General features: G+C 64.9%; 17 protein-coding genes. 9 read left to right on the top strand and 8 right to left on the bottom strand.

Annotated elements, in window-relative coordinates; all coding sequences use genetic code 11:
* The first annotated feature begins 122 nt into the window (after nucleotides 1-122).
* The 3 genes from CXY74_RS11350 to CXY74_RS11360 all read left to right on the top strand — a co-directional run bounded on the left by CXY74_RS11350 (nucleotide 123) and on the right by CXY74_RS11360 (nucleotide 3446).
* Nucleotides 123-1727, top strand: a complete 1605-nt coding sequence (locus CXY74_RS11350) for a DEAD/DEAH box helicase (RefSeq protein ID WP_104200574.1) — start codon at nucleotides 123-125, stop codon at nucleotides 1725-1727.
* 129 nt (nucleotides 1728-1856) lie between these two features.
* Complete coding sequence (locus CXY74_RS11355) at nucleotides 1857-2348, top strand: GNAT family N-acetyltransferase (RefSeq protein WP_104200511.1); 492 nt, start codon at nucleotides 1857-1859, stop codon at nucleotides 2346-2348.
* A gap of 102 nt (nucleotides 2349-2450) precedes the next feature.
* The gene (locus CXY74_RS11360; protein WP_104200512.1) at nucleotides 2451-3446 is read left to right on the top strand and encodes a nucleoside hydrolase; all 996 of its coding nucleotides are present in this window, start codon (nucleotides 2451-2453) and stop codon (nucleotides 3444-3446) included.
* Nucleotides 3447-3473: 27 nt separating this feature from the next.
* Here the strand turns inward: CXY74_RS11360 and CXY74_RS11365 are convergent, their stop codons facing one another.
* Entirely contained in the window at nucleotides 3474-4058 is a 585-nt protein-coding gene (locus CXY74_RS11365) for an NUDIX hydrolase family protein (RefSeq protein WP_104193455.1), read from the bottom strand.
* A 127-nt stretch (nucleotides 4059-4185) separates the two neighbouring features.
* Between CXY74_RS11365 and CXY74_RS11370 the strand changes: the two genes are divergently transcribed.
* Nucleotides 4186-4848: an alpha/beta hydrolase gene (locus CXY74_RS11370; RefSeq protein ID WP_104200513.1), complete on the top strand. Its 663-nt coding sequence runs from the start codon at nucleotides 4186-4188 to the stop codon at nucleotides 4846-4848.
* 52 nt (nucleotides 4849-4900) lie between these two features.
* On the opposite strand, the gene CXY74_RS11375 is transcribed toward CXY74_RS11370, so the two are convergent.
* Nucleotides 4901-5338, bottom strand: coding sequence for a DUF5997 family protein (locus CXY74_RS11375; protein WP_104126833.1), 438 nt, complete (start codon nucleotides 5336-5338; stop codon nucleotides 4901-4903).
* A gap of 85 nt (nucleotides 5339-5423) precedes the next feature.
* On the opposite strand from CXY74_RS11375, the gene CXY74_RS11380 reads away from it, so the two are divergent.
* Complete coding sequence (locus CXY74_RS11380; protein ID WP_104200514.1) at nucleotides 5424-6284, top strand: LysR substrate-binding domain-containing protein; 861 nt, start codon at nucleotides 5424-5426, stop codon at nucleotides 6282-6284.
* Nucleotides 6285-6288: 4 nt separating this feature from the next.
* Here CXY74_RS11380 and CXY74_RS11385 read toward each other — a convergent pair whose 3' ends face one another.
* The 3 genes from CXY74_RS11385 to CXY74_RS11395 all read right to left on the bottom strand — a co-directional run bounded on the left by CXY74_RS11385 (nucleotide 6289) and on the right by CXY74_RS11395 (nucleotide 8760).
* Entirely contained in the window at nucleotides 6289-6687 is a 399-nt protein-coding gene (locus CXY74_RS11385) for a VOC family protein (protein ID WP_104200515.1), read from the bottom strand.
* Between the two features lie 31 nt (nucleotides 6688-6718).
* Nucleotides 6719-7546 (bottom strand): ABC transporter permease, encoded by an 828-nt coding sequence (locus tag CXY74_RS11390; RefSeq protein ID WP_199183212.1) that lies wholly within the window; start codon nucleotides 7544-7546, stop codon nucleotides 6719-6721.
* Between the two features lie 146 nt (nucleotides 7547-7692).
* A complete protein-coding gene (locus tag CXY74_RS11395) occupies nucleotides 7693-8760 on the bottom strand; it encodes an ATP-binding cassette domain-containing protein (protein WP_199183213.1) in 1068 nt (355 codons plus the stop codon).
* Between the two features lie 293 nt (nucleotides 8761-9053).
* Between CXY74_RS11395 and CXY74_RS11400 the strand changes: the two genes are divergently transcribed.
* On the top strand, nucleotides 9054-9515 hold the full coding sequence (locus CXY74_RS11400) for a hypothetical protein (protein WP_104200517.1): 462 nt from the start codon (nucleotides 9054-9056) through the stop codon (nucleotides 9513-9515).
* A gap of 57 nt (nucleotides 9516-9572) precedes the next feature.
* On the opposite strand, the gene CXY74_RS11405 is transcribed toward CXY74_RS11400, so the two are convergent.
* Both CXY74_RS11405 and CXY74_RS11410 read right to left on the bottom strand, forming a co-directional pair.
* Nucleotides 9573-10859, bottom strand: a complete 1287-nt coding sequence (locus CXY74_RS11405) for an ATP-binding protein (RefSeq protein WP_104200518.1) — start codon at nucleotides 10857-10859, stop codon at nucleotides 9573-9575.
* Nucleotides 10860-10905: 46 nt separating this feature from the next.
* Complete coding sequence (locus CXY74_RS11410; RefSeq protein WP_233193348.1) at nucleotides 10906-12168, bottom strand: aldehyde dehydrogenase family protein; 1263 nt, start codon at nucleotides 12166-12168, stop codon at nucleotides 10906-10908.
* An 828-nt stretch (nucleotides 12169-12996) separates the two neighbouring features.
* On the opposite strand from CXY74_RS11410, the gene CXY74_RS11420 reads away from it, so the two are divergent.
* Nucleotides 12997-13455, top strand: coding sequence for a MarR family winged helix-turn-helix transcriptional regulator (locus CXY74_RS11420; protein ID WP_104200520.1), 459 nt, complete (start codon nucleotides 12997-12999; stop codon nucleotides 13453-13455).
* Between the two features lie 41 nt (nucleotides 13456-13496).
* On the opposite strand, the gene ald is transcribed toward CXY74_RS11420, so the two are convergent.
* Nucleotides 13497-14612, bottom strand: coding sequence for an alanine dehydrogenase (gene ald / locus CXY74_RS11425; protein ID WP_104200521.1), 1116 nt, complete (start codon nucleotides 14610-14612; stop codon nucleotides 13497-13499).
* A 149-nt stretch (nucleotides 14613-14761) separates the two neighbouring features.
* On the opposite strand from ald, the gene CXY74_RS11430 reads away from it, so the two are divergent.
* Both CXY74_RS11430 and CXY74_RS11435 read left to right on the top strand, forming a co-directional pair.
* Complete coding sequence (locus CXY74_RS11430; RefSeq protein ID WP_104200522.1) at nucleotides 14762-15247, top strand: Lrp/AsnC family transcriptional regulator; 486 nt, start codon at nucleotides 14762-14764, stop codon at nucleotides 15245-15247.
* 23 nt (nucleotides 15248-15270) lie between these two features.
* Nucleotides 15271-15897 (top strand): LysE/ArgO family amino acid transporter, encoded by a 627-nt coding sequence (locus CXY74_RS11435; protein WP_104200523.1) that lies wholly within the window; start codon nucleotides 15271-15273, stop codon nucleotides 15895-15897.
* Nucleotides 15898-15904 lie beyond the last annotated feature (7 nt).

Below are 15904 nucleotides of genomic sequence, written 5' to 3' on the forward strand. Positions count from 1 at the left end.
TGAAACATTCTTACGGCGAACGGATGTGCCCTTCGGCACCTTCGCCATGTGAATCCTCCTGGTTTGCTTACCGCTGCGCGGTAAAGCGAGCGGGCGAGGAGACTGATGCCCTGAAAGGCACCATTTTGTCTACAACCTTTGGCACGCTCGGCGTGCCTGCTCCCCTGGTCAAGGTTCTCTCTTCCCAGGGAATCGACACGGCCTTCCCGATTCAGGTCGATACTCTTCCGGACACCTTGAACGGCCGCGACGTGCTCGGCCGTGGCAAGACCGGCTCGGGCAAGACCCTGGCCTTCTCCATCCCGATGGTCTCGCGCCTCGGCGGCAACCTCGCCGGCGGCAAGCGTCGCCCGGGCCGTCCGCTCGGCCTGATCCTCGCGCCGACCCGCGAGCTCGCCACCCAGATCACCAACGCGATCACCCCCCTTGCTGAGGCCTACGGCCTCAACACCACCACCATCTTTGGTGGCGTCTCGCAGGGCCGTCAGGTTGCCGCTCTCAAGGCCGGCGTCGATATCGTCGTGGCCTGCCCCGGCCGGCTCGAAGACCTCATGAAGCAGGGCTTTGTCAACCTCGACACCGTCGAGATCACCGTGCTCGACGAGGCCGACCACATGGCCGATCTCGGCTTTCTGCCCGTCGTCACCCGCATTCTCGACAAGACACCCGGCACCGGCCAGCGCATGCTGTTCTCCGCCACCCTTGACAACGGCGTAGACAAGATCGTCAAGCGTTTCCTGCACGACCCGGTGATGCACTCGGTCGACGAGGCCAACAGCTTTGTCTCGGCCATGACCCACCACGTCTTCGAGGTGTCCGGCGTCGACGCCAAGAAAGAGCTCGTGCAGAAGCTGGCGAGCGGCTCGGGCCGTCGCATCCTCTTCATGCGCACCAAGCACCAGGCCAAGAAGCTCGCCAAGAGCCTCACCGACGCGGGCATTCCCTCCGTCGACCTGCACGGAAACCTCTCGCAGGTGGCCCGTGACCGCAACCTGGCCGCGTTCAGCGCCGGCACGGTCAAGGTTCTCGTCGCAACGGATGTCGCCGCTCGCGGCGTGCACGTCGACGACATCGAACTGGTCATCCACGTTGACCCGCCGGCCGAGCACAAGGCCTACCTGCACCGTTCGGGCCGTACCGCCCGCGCCGGCAGCGCCGGTGACGTCGTTACCGTGGTGCTGCCCGAGCAGAAGCGCGACACCGACGCTCTGCTGCGCAAGGCCGCCATCAAGGTGACCCCGCAGCGCGTGGATTCTGCATCTCCCGCCGTTGACGCCCTCGTCGGCGACGTCGCCGCCTACGTCAAGCCGGCTCCCCGCGTCGAGGCACCGCAGCAGCAGCGCCAGTCCCAGGGCGGTCGCTCGCAGGGTGGCCGTTCGCAGGGCGGCCGTGCCCAGGGCGAGCGCAGTGCTCGCCCCAGCCGTGACGGTGACTCCAGCCGTGGCGGCCGCGATGCCGGTGCCAGCCGCTCCGGGGCAAATCGCGACGGTGCCCGCACCGAGCGCACCGACGGCGGCCGTGGCCGTGGCGGCGACGCGGCCTCGGCCGGCGGCGCTCGTCGCGAGCGATCTGGTCGTCCGGCTGGCGCCGCCAACGCACCTCGTTCCGGTTCGGCCGCTGGCCGTTCCGGCGGAGCGCGCGTCGGCAGCCTCCAGGTCGGCGGACTCGTTCGCGGACCGGGCTCGGGTGGCGCCGGTCGTTCGGCTCCGCGTCGCTCGCAGGGCTAGTCTTCACGGGCTCATCCCGCAGCATCCGCTTGAAACAACAGTGAAAACGGGTCGGTCTCTTTTCGAGATCGGCCCGTTTGCGGTATCCGAGCGTCACGACGCACTCCCAAACACGGTTAGTGTCGAACCATGAACACCACAGTTGTCGTTCGACCCGTCAGTGCAACAGATGCCGAAAGCCTGGGCCGCGTTCACGCCGCCTGCTGGCATGAAACCTACGATCATCTGCTCAGCCAGGCGGCCCTGTCGCAGCTGCGGCCGCAGCGTCTGGCCGCTCTCTGGGGCCGCTTCACGGCCCAGGGCGCGCAGTACCGCCAGCATGTCGTGCTCGTCGATGGCGAAATTGTGGGCTTCGCCGGCAGCGGACCGACGCGCGACGGTGACCATCCCACCCCGAACGAGTTGTTCTTCATGTACTTGCTCGAGGCCAATCACGGTTTAGGCGTTGGCCAGCAGCTCTTCGATTCTGTCGTCGACCCGGGCCCGTCGTCGCTGTGGGTAGCCGCAGACAACCCCCGGGCCCATGCTTTCTACGCCCGAAATGGCTACCTCGCGGATGGTCTCGAGCGCAACGAAGAGGTGCTCGGCGAGAGACTGCACGAGGTGCGCCTGGTTCGATAGGGGCCCGCTCACACGTGCGAACTTCGCCCGACAGCGCTCGATTACGGCTCAAAAACCCCCCATGGGATTTGGGGGGCATATTCAAAGTAATAGGGTGAGCGGATGACTAATTCCGCGGCCCTCAAGGCGATCCCCGTCATCCTCGACGTTGACACCGGGGTCGACGACGCTCTGGCTATTCTGTTCGCGCTCGCTCACCCGGGCATCAACGTGCTCGGCATTAGTTGCGTGGCCGGCAATGCCTCGCTCGAGCGCGTTGTCGAGAACACCCTGCGTATTCTCGATGTCGCAGGTGCCCCGTATATTCCTGTCGCTGCCGGCGCCCGGCGCCCTCTGCTCGAGCCAGCCCGATCGGCCGCGCACGTGCACGGCGAAGGTGGCCTCGGCACCCTGCAGCTTCCGCCGACCGACCGACGCGCAGAGCCGATCAGTTCGGTCGAGCTCATGCGCAAGCTGATTGTGGCCAGCCCGCACCCGGTCACCCTGGTTGGACTGGCCCCGCAAACCAACCTGGCGCTGTTGCTGCGCCAGTACCCCGATGTGGTCAGCAACATCGAGCGCATCGTCTTCATGGGCGGATCTACCACGGTTGGCAACGCCACCGCCGTCGCTGAATTCAACGTTTGGCACGACCCGGAAGCCGCGGCCATCGTGCTTGATTCCGGCGTGCCCACCTTTATGTACGGACTCGACGTGTTCAACCAGGTTGCGATTCCGGAGCACGTCACCACGGCACTCATGCACAGCGACTCCGACCTCGCCCGCGTTGTCGGTCAGCTCCTCGGCAACCGGATCGCGCCCGGTGCGGGCCGCAACGCCGACTACTCTGGGCTGATCGGCGATGCCGGCGCCCTCTGCGCCCTGGTCGACCCGGGCGCATTGGAGACGGCGATGCTGCCCCTACGGGTGCAGCTGTCCGGCTACGGCCGCGGCCAGACGCTCGTCGATAAGCGTACGCATCCGGGCGAGGACATCGTGCACGGCCTGGTTGGCGAGTGGGAGGCCGCTGAAGTTGCCCTCGACGTCGACGTTGACCGCTACGTACAGCTGTTCCTCAACACGCTTGGCCTCGGTTCGGCGCTCCCGCCGTCCAAATAGCGGCCGGGCCGTGACACGCTGAGCGCGTCAGTACAGCTGGCCGACCGAGGCGAGGGCTGCGCGCAGCAGGGTGCCGCGGCCACCTTCCATTTCGGCTGATACGCCCGGGGATGCGGCCTCGGCCGGCGTCATCCAGGTGATCTCGAGCGCGTCCTGCCGGGGGTCGCAGGTACCGCTGACGGGAACGACGTAGGCCAGCGAGACGGCGTGCTGGCGGTCATCCGTGTAGGCGGTGATGCCGGGCATGGGAAAGTATTCGGCGACGGTGAACGGCACGGGGCTGGTCGGCAGCTGCGGAAAAGCCATCGGACCGAGGTCTTTTTCGAGGTGACGAAACAGTGCGTCCCTAAGGGTTTCGCCGTACAGCACGCGGCCGGAGACCAGGGTCCGGGTCATTTCGCCGGTCGGTCGGGCGCGCAACAGCACGCCCACCTCCACGACCTGGCCGAGGCCATCCACCCGAACGGGCACGGCCTCGATGTAGAGAATCGGCAGCCGCCGGCGAATCTCGGCGAGCTCGACGTCTTTCAGCCAACCCGGATTCGTGTTCGGGGCGCCCGCGGGGGGCTTCGGCGTCCAGTCCGGGTCTGGGTCAGGGGTTCGCACGCTCATAGTGCCATTCTGTCTTACGTGGCCACCGCGCGCGCACGCACGGCGCTGCTCGGTGTGAGAAGCGCGCCAAGCAATGAAAGTATGGGGTGCGCGGCGCCCACGCGTCGCGCGTACCGGGGAGGACCCCATGACCACTAGCACCCCTATCGACACTGCTGCCGTACTCTGGTCGACGAGCGGCGCCGATCAGACTGATCGACCGCTGCTGATCATCATGCACGGCTATGGTTCGAACGAGGGCGACCTGTTTTCGCTCGCTCCACATTTGCCGCTCGAACCGGTGATCGCGGCGCTGCGCGCGCCCCTGCCGGTCGGCGCGGGATGGGCATGGTTTCCCATCAGTGACCCGGGCAATCCTGACACCGCGACGGTGGACGCGGCCGTCGCCGCGGTGCTTGACTGGCTCGATGCCCTGCCGCAGCAGCATCCGTCTATCGGTCTGCTCGGATTCTCGCAGGGCGGCGCCATGGCGCTCGAGCTGCTGCGCGCCTCGCCGAATCGGTTCAACTTCGCGGTGACTCTCTCCGGGTTCGTCGCGACCGCCTCACAACCCGGTGACACCGTACTGGCGGATCAGCCGGTTCCGGTGTTCTGGGGGCGCGGAACCGCCGACGGTATCATTCCGGCCAGCGCGGTAGAGCGCACCCAGGCCTGGTTGCCCGGCCACAGCACGCTCACCAAGCGCATCTATGAGGGACTTCCCCACTCGATCTCTCAGGCCGAACTCGACGACGTCGTCGACTTTCTGAGCGCCCAGTACGGTGACAGTGCGATTGAACCGATCGCCTAGGAGTGCTCAGGACCGGGCGCGGTCAGCGTGATCGAACCACGGGACGAAATTGCTAGCGGTCGCGCTTGGCCTGCTCCTGGGCGGCCTGGCGCTCAACGTGCGCCTTCTTGGCCGCGCGCTGGGCGTCGCGGTCTTTCACTGCGATCTGGTCGGCGCGCACGCCGGCCTGGGTAGAACGTTCCAGCACGAGCCAGGCCGGCGGCTGCTGGAGCAGGGCGGCGATCTCGGCGGTGCTCAGCGGGTCGGTGATCTCGCTGCGGGCCAGGCCGGAGATGGAGACGCCAAGCTTGGCGGCGACAACCTGGCGCGGGTGCGGACCGTTGGCGCGCAACTCGACCAACCATTCGGGCGGGTTCGCCATGAGCTCGGCCAACTCGGTGCGGCTGACAAATTCGGTCTGGAACCCAGCCGGTGCCGCGTCGAGCAGAATCCCGAGTTTCTGGGCCGCCGTGGCGGGCTTCATGGTCTGGGGCTTCTTTTCGGAACTCATTGTTCAAGCGTATAGCCTGAGAGGGCGCTCGTTTGGGCAAATCGCACGCTGCTGGTAAATGCGCGGCCGCAAGTTTTGAGAAAGGATGCCGGTGAGCTTTTCTATCGCCTTCGTCGCCGGTGTCACCCCCACCAAATGGACCCGCATCTGGGGCGACCGTCGCCCCGACGTGCCGCTCACAGTGTTTCGCACCGAGGCCGCTGAGCAGATTTCAGTGCTGCACGACGGTCGGGCCGAAGTCAGCCTCGTGCGACTCCCGATCGATGACACCAACCTGAGCGTCATCAACCTGTACAACGAGATTCCCGTCGTGGTCGCGTCGAAGGATCACGTCATCGAGCAGTCTGAGACCGTACTGCTGGCCGATCTGGCCGACGAACACCTGCTGCAGAACCCCGATGACGTGCCCGAGTGGCGCGACATTGCCGCGGAGGTGCGCGACGGCAGCCGTCGGCTCCTGCCGTTGATGCGAGACCTCGACGAGACCATGGAGCAGGTCGCTGCCGGCGTCGGCATCATCATCGTGCCGCACTCGATTGCCCGGCTGTACGGCCGCAAAGACGTCATCTCCCGCCCGGTCACCGACGTGGCCGACACCCAGATCGCCCTCGCCTGGATCACCCGGGAGACCACCGACGACATCGAAGAGTTCATCGGCATCGTGCGCGGGCGCTCCAAGGCGAGTTCGCGAACGGATGCCGGCCCGCCCGCTGCGGCCGACGCCGCCGCGACCGCAGCTGGAGAGCAGCCCGAGGTTTCAAGCGATGGCCGCCCGCAAAAGCCACCGCGCAAACCGAAGAAGACCGATAAAGCGAAGGCCGCTGCGAAGGCCATTCGGGTTGCCGCCGCAAAAGCGAAACCTGCTGTGCGCAAGAGAACCGAGAGCGCCCCCGGCCGAACCCGGCCGACCAAGAACCCCAACAAGGGCAAAGGCCGCGGGCACTAAGAAACTACGGGTTCTGGAGCACCGACAAAATATTGCCGGCGGGGTCGGTGAACCAGGCAATATCGGGGCCTGCTCCGGTGCCGGCCGCGATGCCTTTGTCATTTTGCTCGAAACCGTCATAGCGCAAAAACTCCACACCGCGCTCGGTGAGTTCGTCGACGGTCGCATTGAGATTGACGACCGCGAAATTGAGAATCGTATAGGTGGCCGGCACGAAATCCGGCTTCGGGTAGGCGATGACCGGTGCGCCGCCGGGAAGGGCGATGCTCAGCATCCCCATCTCCTCGACCTTGACCTCAAGGCCGAGGGTTTCGGCGTAGAAGGTGCGCGCAGCATCGAGGTCGGAAACCGCGAATCCGCTGAAGCCGGCAACGATTCCGACGTTGTGCTCGGTCTGGGACATGAGTGACTCCTTCAGTCGGAACAGTACTCGATCAGCGGGAGCTGATCGAGGCGAACTTGCGAATACACAGCGGCACGAATACCAGCAACATCACAGTGATGCCGATGAGTACGGTCAGGACAGGGTTTTGCATGGTCCAGATATCAGGCACCGGCGCGGTGCCCAGGTTGCCGAACAGCTGCCGCACGGCCTGTACGAGCGACGACACCGGGTTCCACTCGGCAAAGACACGAAGCGGCGTCGGCAGGGTCTCGCTCGGTACGAACGCGTTCGACACGAAGGTCAGCGGGAAGAGGATGAGGAACGACGCATTGTTGATGACCTCCGGGCTTTTCACACTCATACCGAGCAGCGCCATCACCCAGCTGAAGGCGTAACCGAACAGCAGCAACAAGCCGACTCCCGCCAGGAATTCAGGCGCCGAGGTGTTGACCCGCCAACCAACCGCGAGGCCGGTCGCCATCATGATGATCATGGAGATGGTGTTCAGCGCGAGGTCGCCATTCGTTCGACCGATGAGTACAGCGGATGCGTTCATCGGCAAGCTCCGAAAGCGGTCGATGATGCCTTCCTTGAGATCGAGTGCCATGGCCGCGCCGGAGAACGTCGCCCCGAACACGACCGTCTGCGCGAAAATGCCCGCCATCAGAAACTGCGTGTAGTCGCTGCCCTGGACCGCGATCGCTCCGCCGTACACCTGGCTGAACAACAGTACGAACATGATCGGCTGGATCACCGCGAAGACGAGCATGTCGGGCGAACGCTTGATCTTGATGAGGTTGCGTTTGGTGACCGTCCAGCCGTCGGAGTACCAGAGAGAAAGCGGATTCCAGGAAGGAAGCGGGGGCAGTGTGCCCACTCGAGATTCATTTCGCTCGCGGGCCGGCTCGTTTTCGGCGGGCTCAGACCGTAACGGCTCAAGTGTGACGGGCTCGGGTGTGACGGGCTCAAGTGTGACGGGCTCGGGTGTGACGGGCTCGGGCCTCACGGCGGAGTGTCGGGGGCTCATGTCACCTTCTCCACATCAGAGGCGTCCGCATCCGCCGCGCGTTTCTGCGCGCGCTTGGCCTGCGCTCGCTTCGACAGCTTGGGGCCGCTGGCATTCGTGTCGTTGTCGGTAACGGTGAGATCGGCTTTGTGCCCGGTCAGCCTGAGGAATACGTCATCGAGGGTGGGGCGGCGCATGCCGGCATCGTGCAGGTTGACCTCTGCCGCACGGAGGTCGGAGAGCATGTTCTGCAGCGCAGTCGGGCCGTCCGTGACGGCAACCTCGACTCCGCGGCCGTCGGTCGACACCGAGGGCTCGCCCGAGCCGTGGCGGGCCAGGATCTCGCAGGCAGTCCCGACGTCGGTGGCATCGACCAGGGCCACCACCACGCGGTGCCCACCGATCTGGGCTTTGAGCTGATCTGAGGTGCCCTCGGCAATGACTCGGCCGTCGTCGATCACGACGATGTCATCGGCGAGTTGGTCGGCTTCTTCGAGGTATTGCGTCGTCAGCAGCACGGTCGTGCCGTCGGCGACGAGACGCTTGATGACATCCCACAGGGCGATGCGGCTGCGCGGGTCGAGTCCGGTCGTCGGTTCGTCGAGAAAGAGTATCTTGGGGTTGATGACCAGGGCGCCGGCGAGGTCGATGCGCCGCCGCATACCGCCGGAGAATCCCTTGACGGGCCGGTTGCCAGCGGCGGTCAGCTCGAACAGGTCGATGAGTTCCTGAGCCCGTCTGCGCGCGGCCGCGCCACCGAGGTGGTACAGGCGGCCGACCATCTCCAGGTTCTCGAATCCGGTCAGGTTCTCGTCGACCGCTGCGTACTGGCCGGAGACCCCGATAATGCGTCGCACCGATTTCGGGTGGCGGATGATGTCGATTCCGTCGATGACGGCCGTGCCGGTATCCGGCCTGATCAGGGTCGTGAGCATCTTCACGACCGTTGTCTTTCCGGCGCCGTTCGGGCCGAGCAGGGCTTTGACCGTGCCACGGGGAACCTGCAGGTCGAGCCCGGCGAGCGCGTGCACCGGCCCGCTCTTGGACTGGTAGGTCTTGGTCAGGCCTTGGGCCTCAATGATCACGAAATCGGTTCCTTGCCTGGATATCGAGAAATTGCGCAGATGTCGAATCGTCTTACCTGCGATGTTAACCGGGCCGGATTCCTTTGACAACCGATGTCTCGCACGAGGGCCCGGCGCTACGCCGCCAACGCCAGCCCGGGGTGACCCAATGGGCGCTCCCTGTGAGAATCTCAGAATCATGGTCTATTTCTGGCAGCAACCACGGAGGACGCTATGCACTGCCAATGAATCGGCTCGAGAAGCTGAACACCTGTCACTATTTGGTCAGGGAAACACCCCTCGGAGAGGTATTTATGTCAACGACCACCACGCAATCAACTGAGAAATACGTGCAGTCCACCGCGCTGCACCGGGAGAACACGGGCGAGCGCATGATCCACCAGAGCCTGCTTGTGCGCCGCATCACTGTCGGACTTTCACTCGCCGTCGTGGGGGCGATCCACATCCTTGATCTGCCCGGTAAATTCAGCGAAACTCCGTATCTGGCGGTCGCCTATATCGGGATCATCCTCGTCGCGGCCGTCCTCGTTGAGCGGGTACTGGTTGTCGGGTCGAGAATTGATTTTCTCGCCGCCGCCACGCTGTCGGCAGCCGTCATCATCGGCTTCATCGTCAATCGCACCGTGGGTATGCCGATGGCCACGGGTGACATTGGAAACTGGCTGGAACCGCTCGGTCTGCTCTCACTCGCCGTCGAGGGCTTTGTCATCTGGCAAGCACTCGTCGCCGTCGCACTACACCGCAGTCGGCGCTAGCGCGACGACTGAGACGACCATCGATTGGCCGAAACTCTCGCTCAAGCAGAGTCGCTCCTACAGCCGGGCGAGGCGCTCGATGTCTTCGAGGAACTCGGCTGCGACCTCGTCGGACACGGTTCGGCGGGTTTCGGAGATTGCGACCTCATAATCTTCGGTGCTGGGGCCGTTGATAGCGGGCCCAGCACCGGCTTTGTAGAGAGCTTTCTCAAGCGCGTGCTGGGAGGCCCGATGGGCGGCGTATTCGACGTCGGCCGGGGAGAACCCGTCGCTCTGCTCGACCAGAATCGCGAGATCGACCTCCCCCGATACGGCGTCGGGAATGTAGCGTTCCCAGATGGCTTGGCGGGCGGCGACATCCGGCAGCCCGATCGGTACAACGTAGTCGAAGCGTCCGTGGCGAAGGAAGGCGGAGTCGAGTGCGCGAATGAAGTTCGTCGCACAGACCAGCAGGCGACCGGGTTGTTCGCGAAATGCCGGGATGATCTTGAGCAGTTCGTTGGTCACGCCCTGCATAGCCGAGGGCGGTTCGCCGGAGCGCTGGGCGGCGATCTCCTCGACCTCGTCGATGAACACGACCGCATGTTCGAGCTCGGCGATCTTCAAAAAGGTTTCCCGCAGCGCGCCAGCGAGGCCCTGCGGGTCGGTGGCGAGGCGGGAGGGGAAGACCTCGACGAAAGACCACTCCAGGCGGGAGGCGATCGCCTTGGCGAAGGTGGTCTTGCCCGTGCCCGGAGGGCCGAACAGTACGACGGCTTTGGGCGGCGATACACCGTACTGCTCAGCGAGTTCGGGCTTGGCCAAGGGCATGACCAAACGGCGCTCAAGCAGTTCCTTCTCACGCTCCATCCCGCCGACCTTCTGCCACAGGTCGCGCGGCAGTACGCGTCCGCCCAGCTCACCGAGCAGTTTGAGCTCCTCCCGCTGCACGGGAATGTGCCGCTCGAAGTAGCGCAGGTTCTTCTTCACCTCGAACCCGCGATTGAGAAAGGGATCGACGTTCGTCTCTGATTCGGGCATGAGCGCTGACAGTTTGGTCATGCCGTGCGGGGCCATGCGGCTCTCGAGGGCAGCGAGCATGGCCGTGCCGATCCCCTGGCTCTGCCAGCTTTCGGCGGTTGCCAAAAAAACGATCCAGCCTTGCGCGTGAGCAGCGCGGCCGACGGCTGCGCCGACGACCTCCTCGCCGTGCACCGCTACGACGGCGTGATCCTTCTGGCAGGAGGCGAGCACCTCGGAGAGGCCGTAGACCGGCTCTGTGTCTGAGGCCTTGATCTCTTCCCACAGACGCAAAATGCCGTCCAGATCGTCGGAGTGAAAGTCGCGCAGTCGCCAGCCAGTCATCGTGATCCTCGCATCATTGGGTGTGCAGCCAATCTATTACATGCGATCAGGCGTGAAATGCGGCGACGAGAATGCGAGGCAGTTTGCGCGCGGAGGGATGGGCGGCGAATTCGGTCAGCAGGCGGGCTGTGCGCACGCCGCTTCTAGCCGACACGAACCACGGCGGCTTGGGTAGCAGCGCCCACTCGGCGTGGGCGACCGAGCGTGGAAACGGGCGAAACGGACCGCGCACCACGGTGCGCTCCACCTCATCAAGAAGGAGCGCGTTATGGACCACTCCGATGCCGCTCTGTATCTTATCGAGGGTGTGCCCTGGGAAAGCGCCCCACGGTGCCGCCGCCGAGAGAAAGCCGACGCCGGTCCAGACGTTGATCGCGATGGTTCCATACTGCAGGCGCGTAACGGCCTGTTCAAACCCCGGGCCAAGCCGCCGAATGGTACTCGGCAACCCGATAATAGTCACACCGAGAGTGCCGAGAAAATCACGATTAACGGTCCGAACGGCGGCGTCAAGATAGGCCTGATCATCCCCCGGCAATTCGACGACGCCGAGCACGGGTGCAAAGTATTCCGTTGTCAGCATATTTTCTGTGGAAGAAGATGCGGCAAAATTCGCCACATCTACGAGCAGGCGCCCGCCGGGAATCGGCTGCGCGGCCGGGTAGGCAACGCGGGCCGCTCGCATCCGCTCGTCGCTGCCGGGGTACCAGGCCGGTCGTGTCGGCGCGGCAGCGAGGGCAGCGGCGACCGCGGCGAGAAATGCGTGCTTCTGCGGCCAGGCGGCGCTCAGCACGAGCACCTGCCCGGCGATGCAGTTGTAGCCGCCGTTATGCAGCCGCATGGTGGCCACGTGTTCGGCCTGGTATCGCAGGTCCTTGGGGCTCCACCGGCCGGGCAGCACGATGATCGGAGATACTCCGCCGAGTTCGCTGCTGATCGGTTTACCGAGACGGGGAGTCTTGGACCCACCGAACACGATGGCGTCGTGGGTGGTCGCGCTACCGGTGATGTGCACATGGCTGATGTCCACGTGGTGGGCCAGGTAGTGACCCACGTCGGCGCCGCCGGTGACGATGCGCAGCAGGCCCTGCGCGATGAGCGGGGCGAGAGCCGCCCGATAGATCGGCAGTAGTCCGTCGAAGGTGGGGTTGAGTTTGAGTATTGAGACCCGATTGTGCGCCACGAGCTCGTACAGCACATCGAGCGGGGCGATCGAGCTGATGTTGCCGGCACCGAGCACGAGACCGACCCCGCCGGTCGCTGTCGGAGCGAGCTGGCCCAAGCCGGCCGATACACGGGCCCGCCGCACAGTGACGCCCGGCCGCAGCCAGGCCCGGGCACTGAATCCGTGGAGCAGCAGCCCATCCCACGCATTAGGGGCAATACGGAAACCGTGACGCGACCGCCCGGCGCGCGCTCCAATCTCTGGCCGGCGAGCGGGCTGCGCCCGGAAGCGAGCGCCCGCAGAGTGCGGCCGAGCGCATTCAACGTGGTGAGCACCCCGTACGGTCCGGTCAGCCATTCTTCGCCGATCAGCAGCGACGAGGAATCTAGACCTTTGGCACGAGCCGCAGCAGCCACCCACCGCTCGGCCTCGTCAGAAACGGATACTGCGGTGCGCGCCAGCAGATCGCTACGCGCTGCGAGCGGGGTCACCCCCCACTGCACGCTTCCTGCAGCCAACTCGGCGATCGCGAGGTCGAGCTGTGACGTGTTGAGGTCAGCGCGGTCTGCCGTCGTGGACATTGATCTCCCGTGATTGGCGCCCAGACTCACCCGGGGCAGATAACTGGTGCCTGGCGGACGTCTGCGCCCGGCATCCGCGCGAGGCGGCTGGCTAGGGCAGGGCTACCGGACAGTGGAGCTGGGTACGCTCGCCACTGCGGTCGATGTCGTGCTGGTCCATTGGCTGGGCGCAGACCGGACAGACACGCACGGGCGCAGGCTGTGCGCGGAGCAGATCGGACCCGCTCAAACCAACCGGCGGCGGTCCGAGAATGGGAAACAGGCGACCGTTCAGCCAGGCAGTGAAGCCGCCGGGTCCTGTGCCGAACGAAAAGGGTATCTTGCCGTGTATCATAACTGTTAGTGTACTAACTAAAGACATAAAGGACAACGGGCCGAAAAGGGGACACCCATGACATCGTCAACGCTTGACAACCCCCTCGCCCTCGACAACCCCCTTGCCCTCGACAACCAGGTCTGCTTCGCCCTGGCCATCGCCTCGCGCAACGTCATAGCCCTCTATCGGCCCATTCTGGAGCCACTCGGGCTTACGCACCCGCAGTATCTGGTCATGCTCGCTCTGTGGGACGAGAGCCCGCGCACACTCAAGGGCCTCGGCCAGACTCTCCGCCTCGAGCCGGCGACTCTCTCCCCCCTGCTCAAGCGGCTCGAAGCCACCGGCTACGTGCGGCGGCAACGCCGGGAGGCCGACGAACGAACGCTCGATATCACGCTGACCGACCGCGGACATGACCTGCGGGCGGTGGCTGAAACCATCCCGCCGCGGGTCGTCGAAGCGCTCAACCTGCCGCTGGACGACCTGCTTCGCCTGCGCGATGCACTGCACGGGGTTATCGTCGCGACGTCCTGACCCGCCGGCGCCAGCTGGACAGATACCGCTTGGGGGCCGGCTCAGGCGATCGCGTCGGATACCGCCAACACGGCGGCGTGGAAGGCAGACGCGACGTGCGCGTTGGTGATGCGGCCGTTGTGCACGTTGAGGCCTTGGGCGAGAGCGGAGTCTTCGGCGATGGCCTGCTTCCACCCCTTCTGCGCCAGCGCGACGACGTAGGGCAGGGTGGCGTTGGTCAGTGCGCGCGTCGACGTGGCCGGCACTGCGCCGGGCATGTTGGCAACGCAGTAATAGACGCTGTCATGCACCAAGAAGGTGGGGTTGTCGTGCGTGGTGGCGTGCGATCCCTCGAAGCATCCGCCTTGGTCGATCGCGATGTCTACGAGCACGGAGCCGGGCTTCATCGCAGCAACCATGGCGTCGGTGACGAGTTTGGGAGCCTGCGCACCCGGAATGAGCACAGAGCCGATAACAAGGTCAGCCTCCCGCACCTGCTCGGCAATCTCGTATTGGGTCGACGCGCGCGTCTGGATCTCGCCGTTGAAACGGGCTTCGAGTTGGCGCAGGCGAGCCAGCGACAGATCGATGATGGTCACGTCGGCGCCCATGCCCAGCGCGTTAGCAGCGGCGTGCTCGCCGGCCACGCCGCCGCCGATCACGACGACCTTGGCCTTGGGGGTTCCGGGAACACCGCCGAGCAGAATTCCACTGCCGCCGTTGGCGCTCATCAGGTGGTAGGCACCGACCTGCACCGAGAGGCGGCCAGCGACCTCGCTCATCGGCGAGAGCAGCGGCAGGCTGCGGTCGGCAAGTTGCACGGTCTCATAGGCGATCGCGGTTGTGCCGGACTTCATCAGAGCCTCAGTGCATTCAGCGGATGCCGCGAGGTGCAGATAGGTGAACAGCACCTGCCCCGGGCGCATCAACGGGTATTCGGTGATAATGGGCTCTTTGACCTTCAGGAGCAGGTCGGCCCTGGCCCAGACTTCGGCGGCGGTGTCGACAATGGACGCCCCGGCTAGCCGAAAAGCATCGTCGGTGATGCTGGAGCCCAGCCCGGCACCCTTCTCGATGACGACCTCGTGGCCGCGCCGAGTGAGTTCGTGAACACCGGCCGGAGTGATCGCCACGCGGTTCTCATTATTCTTGATCTCGGTGGGAATGCCGACCAACATGTCTGCTCCGTTTCGGGTTGCCAGCGCCGAACATATCGGCTGCGACTGAGGTAAGACTGCTATTGATTCGTTTCGGCTAGGTAAAATCCGTAGAATCTGCCAGACTTCAAGAATATTCCACTAAATATGCGGTTGTCAGGAGATGCGAGATGACGGAAACGAAGAGGATTCGGGTGGTCGAAACCCTCGACGAGGTCGATCGCATCCTGGTCGCGGCGCTGCAGGCGGACTCCCGCACTACCAACAGTCGGCTGGCCAGCGCGGCTGGTATCGCCGAATCCACGTGTGTCTCCCGGGTGCGCTCGCTGGTCAGCCGCGGAATCGTCACGCGCTTCACGGCCATGGTCGACCCGAAAGCGATCGGACTCGGCCTGCAGGCGCTGATCAGTGTGAGCATTCGCGCAGGCGCCCGCACGCACATCCCGGCCTTTCGCGATTCGATCCGGGTGATGCCGCGCGTCGTGCAGCTGTATTTTCTCGGCGGGTCCGAGGACTTCATCATTCACCTGTCGGCCCGGGACACCGACGATGTGCGCGATTTCGTGCTGGACAACCTTTCAGCCAATCCCGCGGTCGCGTCAACCCGTACCAGCATGGTGTTCGAGCATTTCTACAACGGCGTCGCCCCCGAATAGCGCGCCCCTAAACTGTCCACGACATGAACCTCGCCGACACGATTCTGCCCACCCTGTTCGGTTTTGGTACCGGACTCGCGCTCATCATCGCGATCGGCGCCCAGAACGCGTTTATCCTGCGGCTCGGTATTGCGGGGCGGAACCGCACCGTGCTCGTTGCGGTGCTGATCTGTTCGGTCTCCGACGCCGTGCTCATTCTGGCCGGCATCGTGGGAATCGGTGCTCTTATTCGAGCCGCCCCGGTCGTTCTGGTCATCGTGCAGGTGCTCGGCGCCGGCTTTCTGCTCACCTACGGTGCGTTCGCCGCAGTGCGCGCCTTCCGCCCCGGCGTGCTCGTAGCGGCCGCGACTACAACGGTCAGCACCCGGGCCGCCGTCGCGACGACCATCGCGCTCACCTGGCTCAACCCGCACGTCTATCTCGACACCCTGATTTTTCTCGGATCGGTGGCGAACCAGCAGGGGACGAACGAGCGCTGGTGGTGGGGCGCAGGAGCAATCACGGCGAGCTTCGTCTGGTTCTTCGCGCTCGGTTTCGGTGCACGGATGCTCCGGCCCTTATTCGCAAAGCGCAGCTCCTGGCGAGTGCTCGACGCCTTCATCGCCGTGGTCATGATCGCCCTCGGCGTGAAAATGGCGGTCGGCGTCTAGCGTTGCT

This window comes from Cryobacterium sp. Y29 (assembly GCF_002929825.1).
In the GTDB taxonomy this organism is placed as follows: Bacteria; Actinomycetota; Actinomycetes; order Actinomycetales; family Microbacteriaceae; genus Cryobacterium.

Bases quoted from the DNA above. Each gene is read 5' to 3' on its own strand.
- CXY74_RS11360 (WP_104200512.1), top strand. From the start codon at position 2,451: ATGACTAATTCCGCGGCCCTCAAGGCGATCCCCGTCATCCTCGACGTT.
- CXY74_RS11400 (WP_104200517.1), top strand. From the start codon at position 9,054: ATGTCAACGACCACCACGCAATCAACTGAGAAATACGTGCAGTCCACC.
- CXY74_RS11435 (WP_104200523.1), top strand. From the start codon at position 15,271: ATGAACCTCGCCGACACGATTCTGCCCACCCTGTTCGGTTTTGGTACC.
- CXY74_RS11365 (WP_104193455.1), bottom strand. From the start codon at position 4,058: ATGAGCGTGCGAACCCCTGACCCAGACCCGGACTGGACGCCGAAGCCC.
- CXY74_RS11385 (WP_104200515.1), bottom strand. From the start codon at position 6,687: ATGTCCCAGACCGAGCACAACGTCGGAATCGTTGCCGGCTTCAGCGGA.
- CXY74_RS11370 (WP_104200513.1), top strand. From the start codon at position 4,186: ATGACCACTAGCACCCCTATCGACACTGCTGCCGTACTCTGGTCGACG.
- CXY74_RS11405 (WP_104200518.1), bottom strand. From the start codon at position 10,859: ATGACTGGCTGGCGACTGCGCGACTTTCACTCCGACGATCTGGACGGC.
- CXY74_RS11420 (WP_104200520.1), top strand. From the start codon at position 12,997: ATGACATCGTCAACGCTTGACAACCCCCTCGCCCTCGACAACCCCCTT.
- CXY74_RS11355 (WP_104200511.1), top strand. From the start codon at position 1,857: ATGAACACCACAGTTGTCGTTCGACCCGTCAGTGCAACAGATGCCGAA.
- CXY74_RS11375 (WP_104126833.1), bottom strand. From the start codon at position 5,338: ATGAGTTCCGAAAAGAAGCCCCAGACCATGAAGCCCGCCACGGCGGCC.
- CXY74_RS11380 (WP_104200514.1), top strand. From the start codon at position 5,424: ATGCCGGTGAGCTTTTCTATCGCCTTCGTCGCCGGTGTCACCCCCACC.
- CXY74_RS11430 (WP_104200522.1), top strand. From the start codon at position 14,762: ATGACGGAAACGAAGAGGATTCGGGTGGTCGAAACCCTCGACGAGGTC.
- ald (WP_104200521.1), bottom strand. From the start codon at position 14,612: ATGTTGGTCGGCATTCCCACCGAGATCAAGAATAATGAGAACCGCGTG.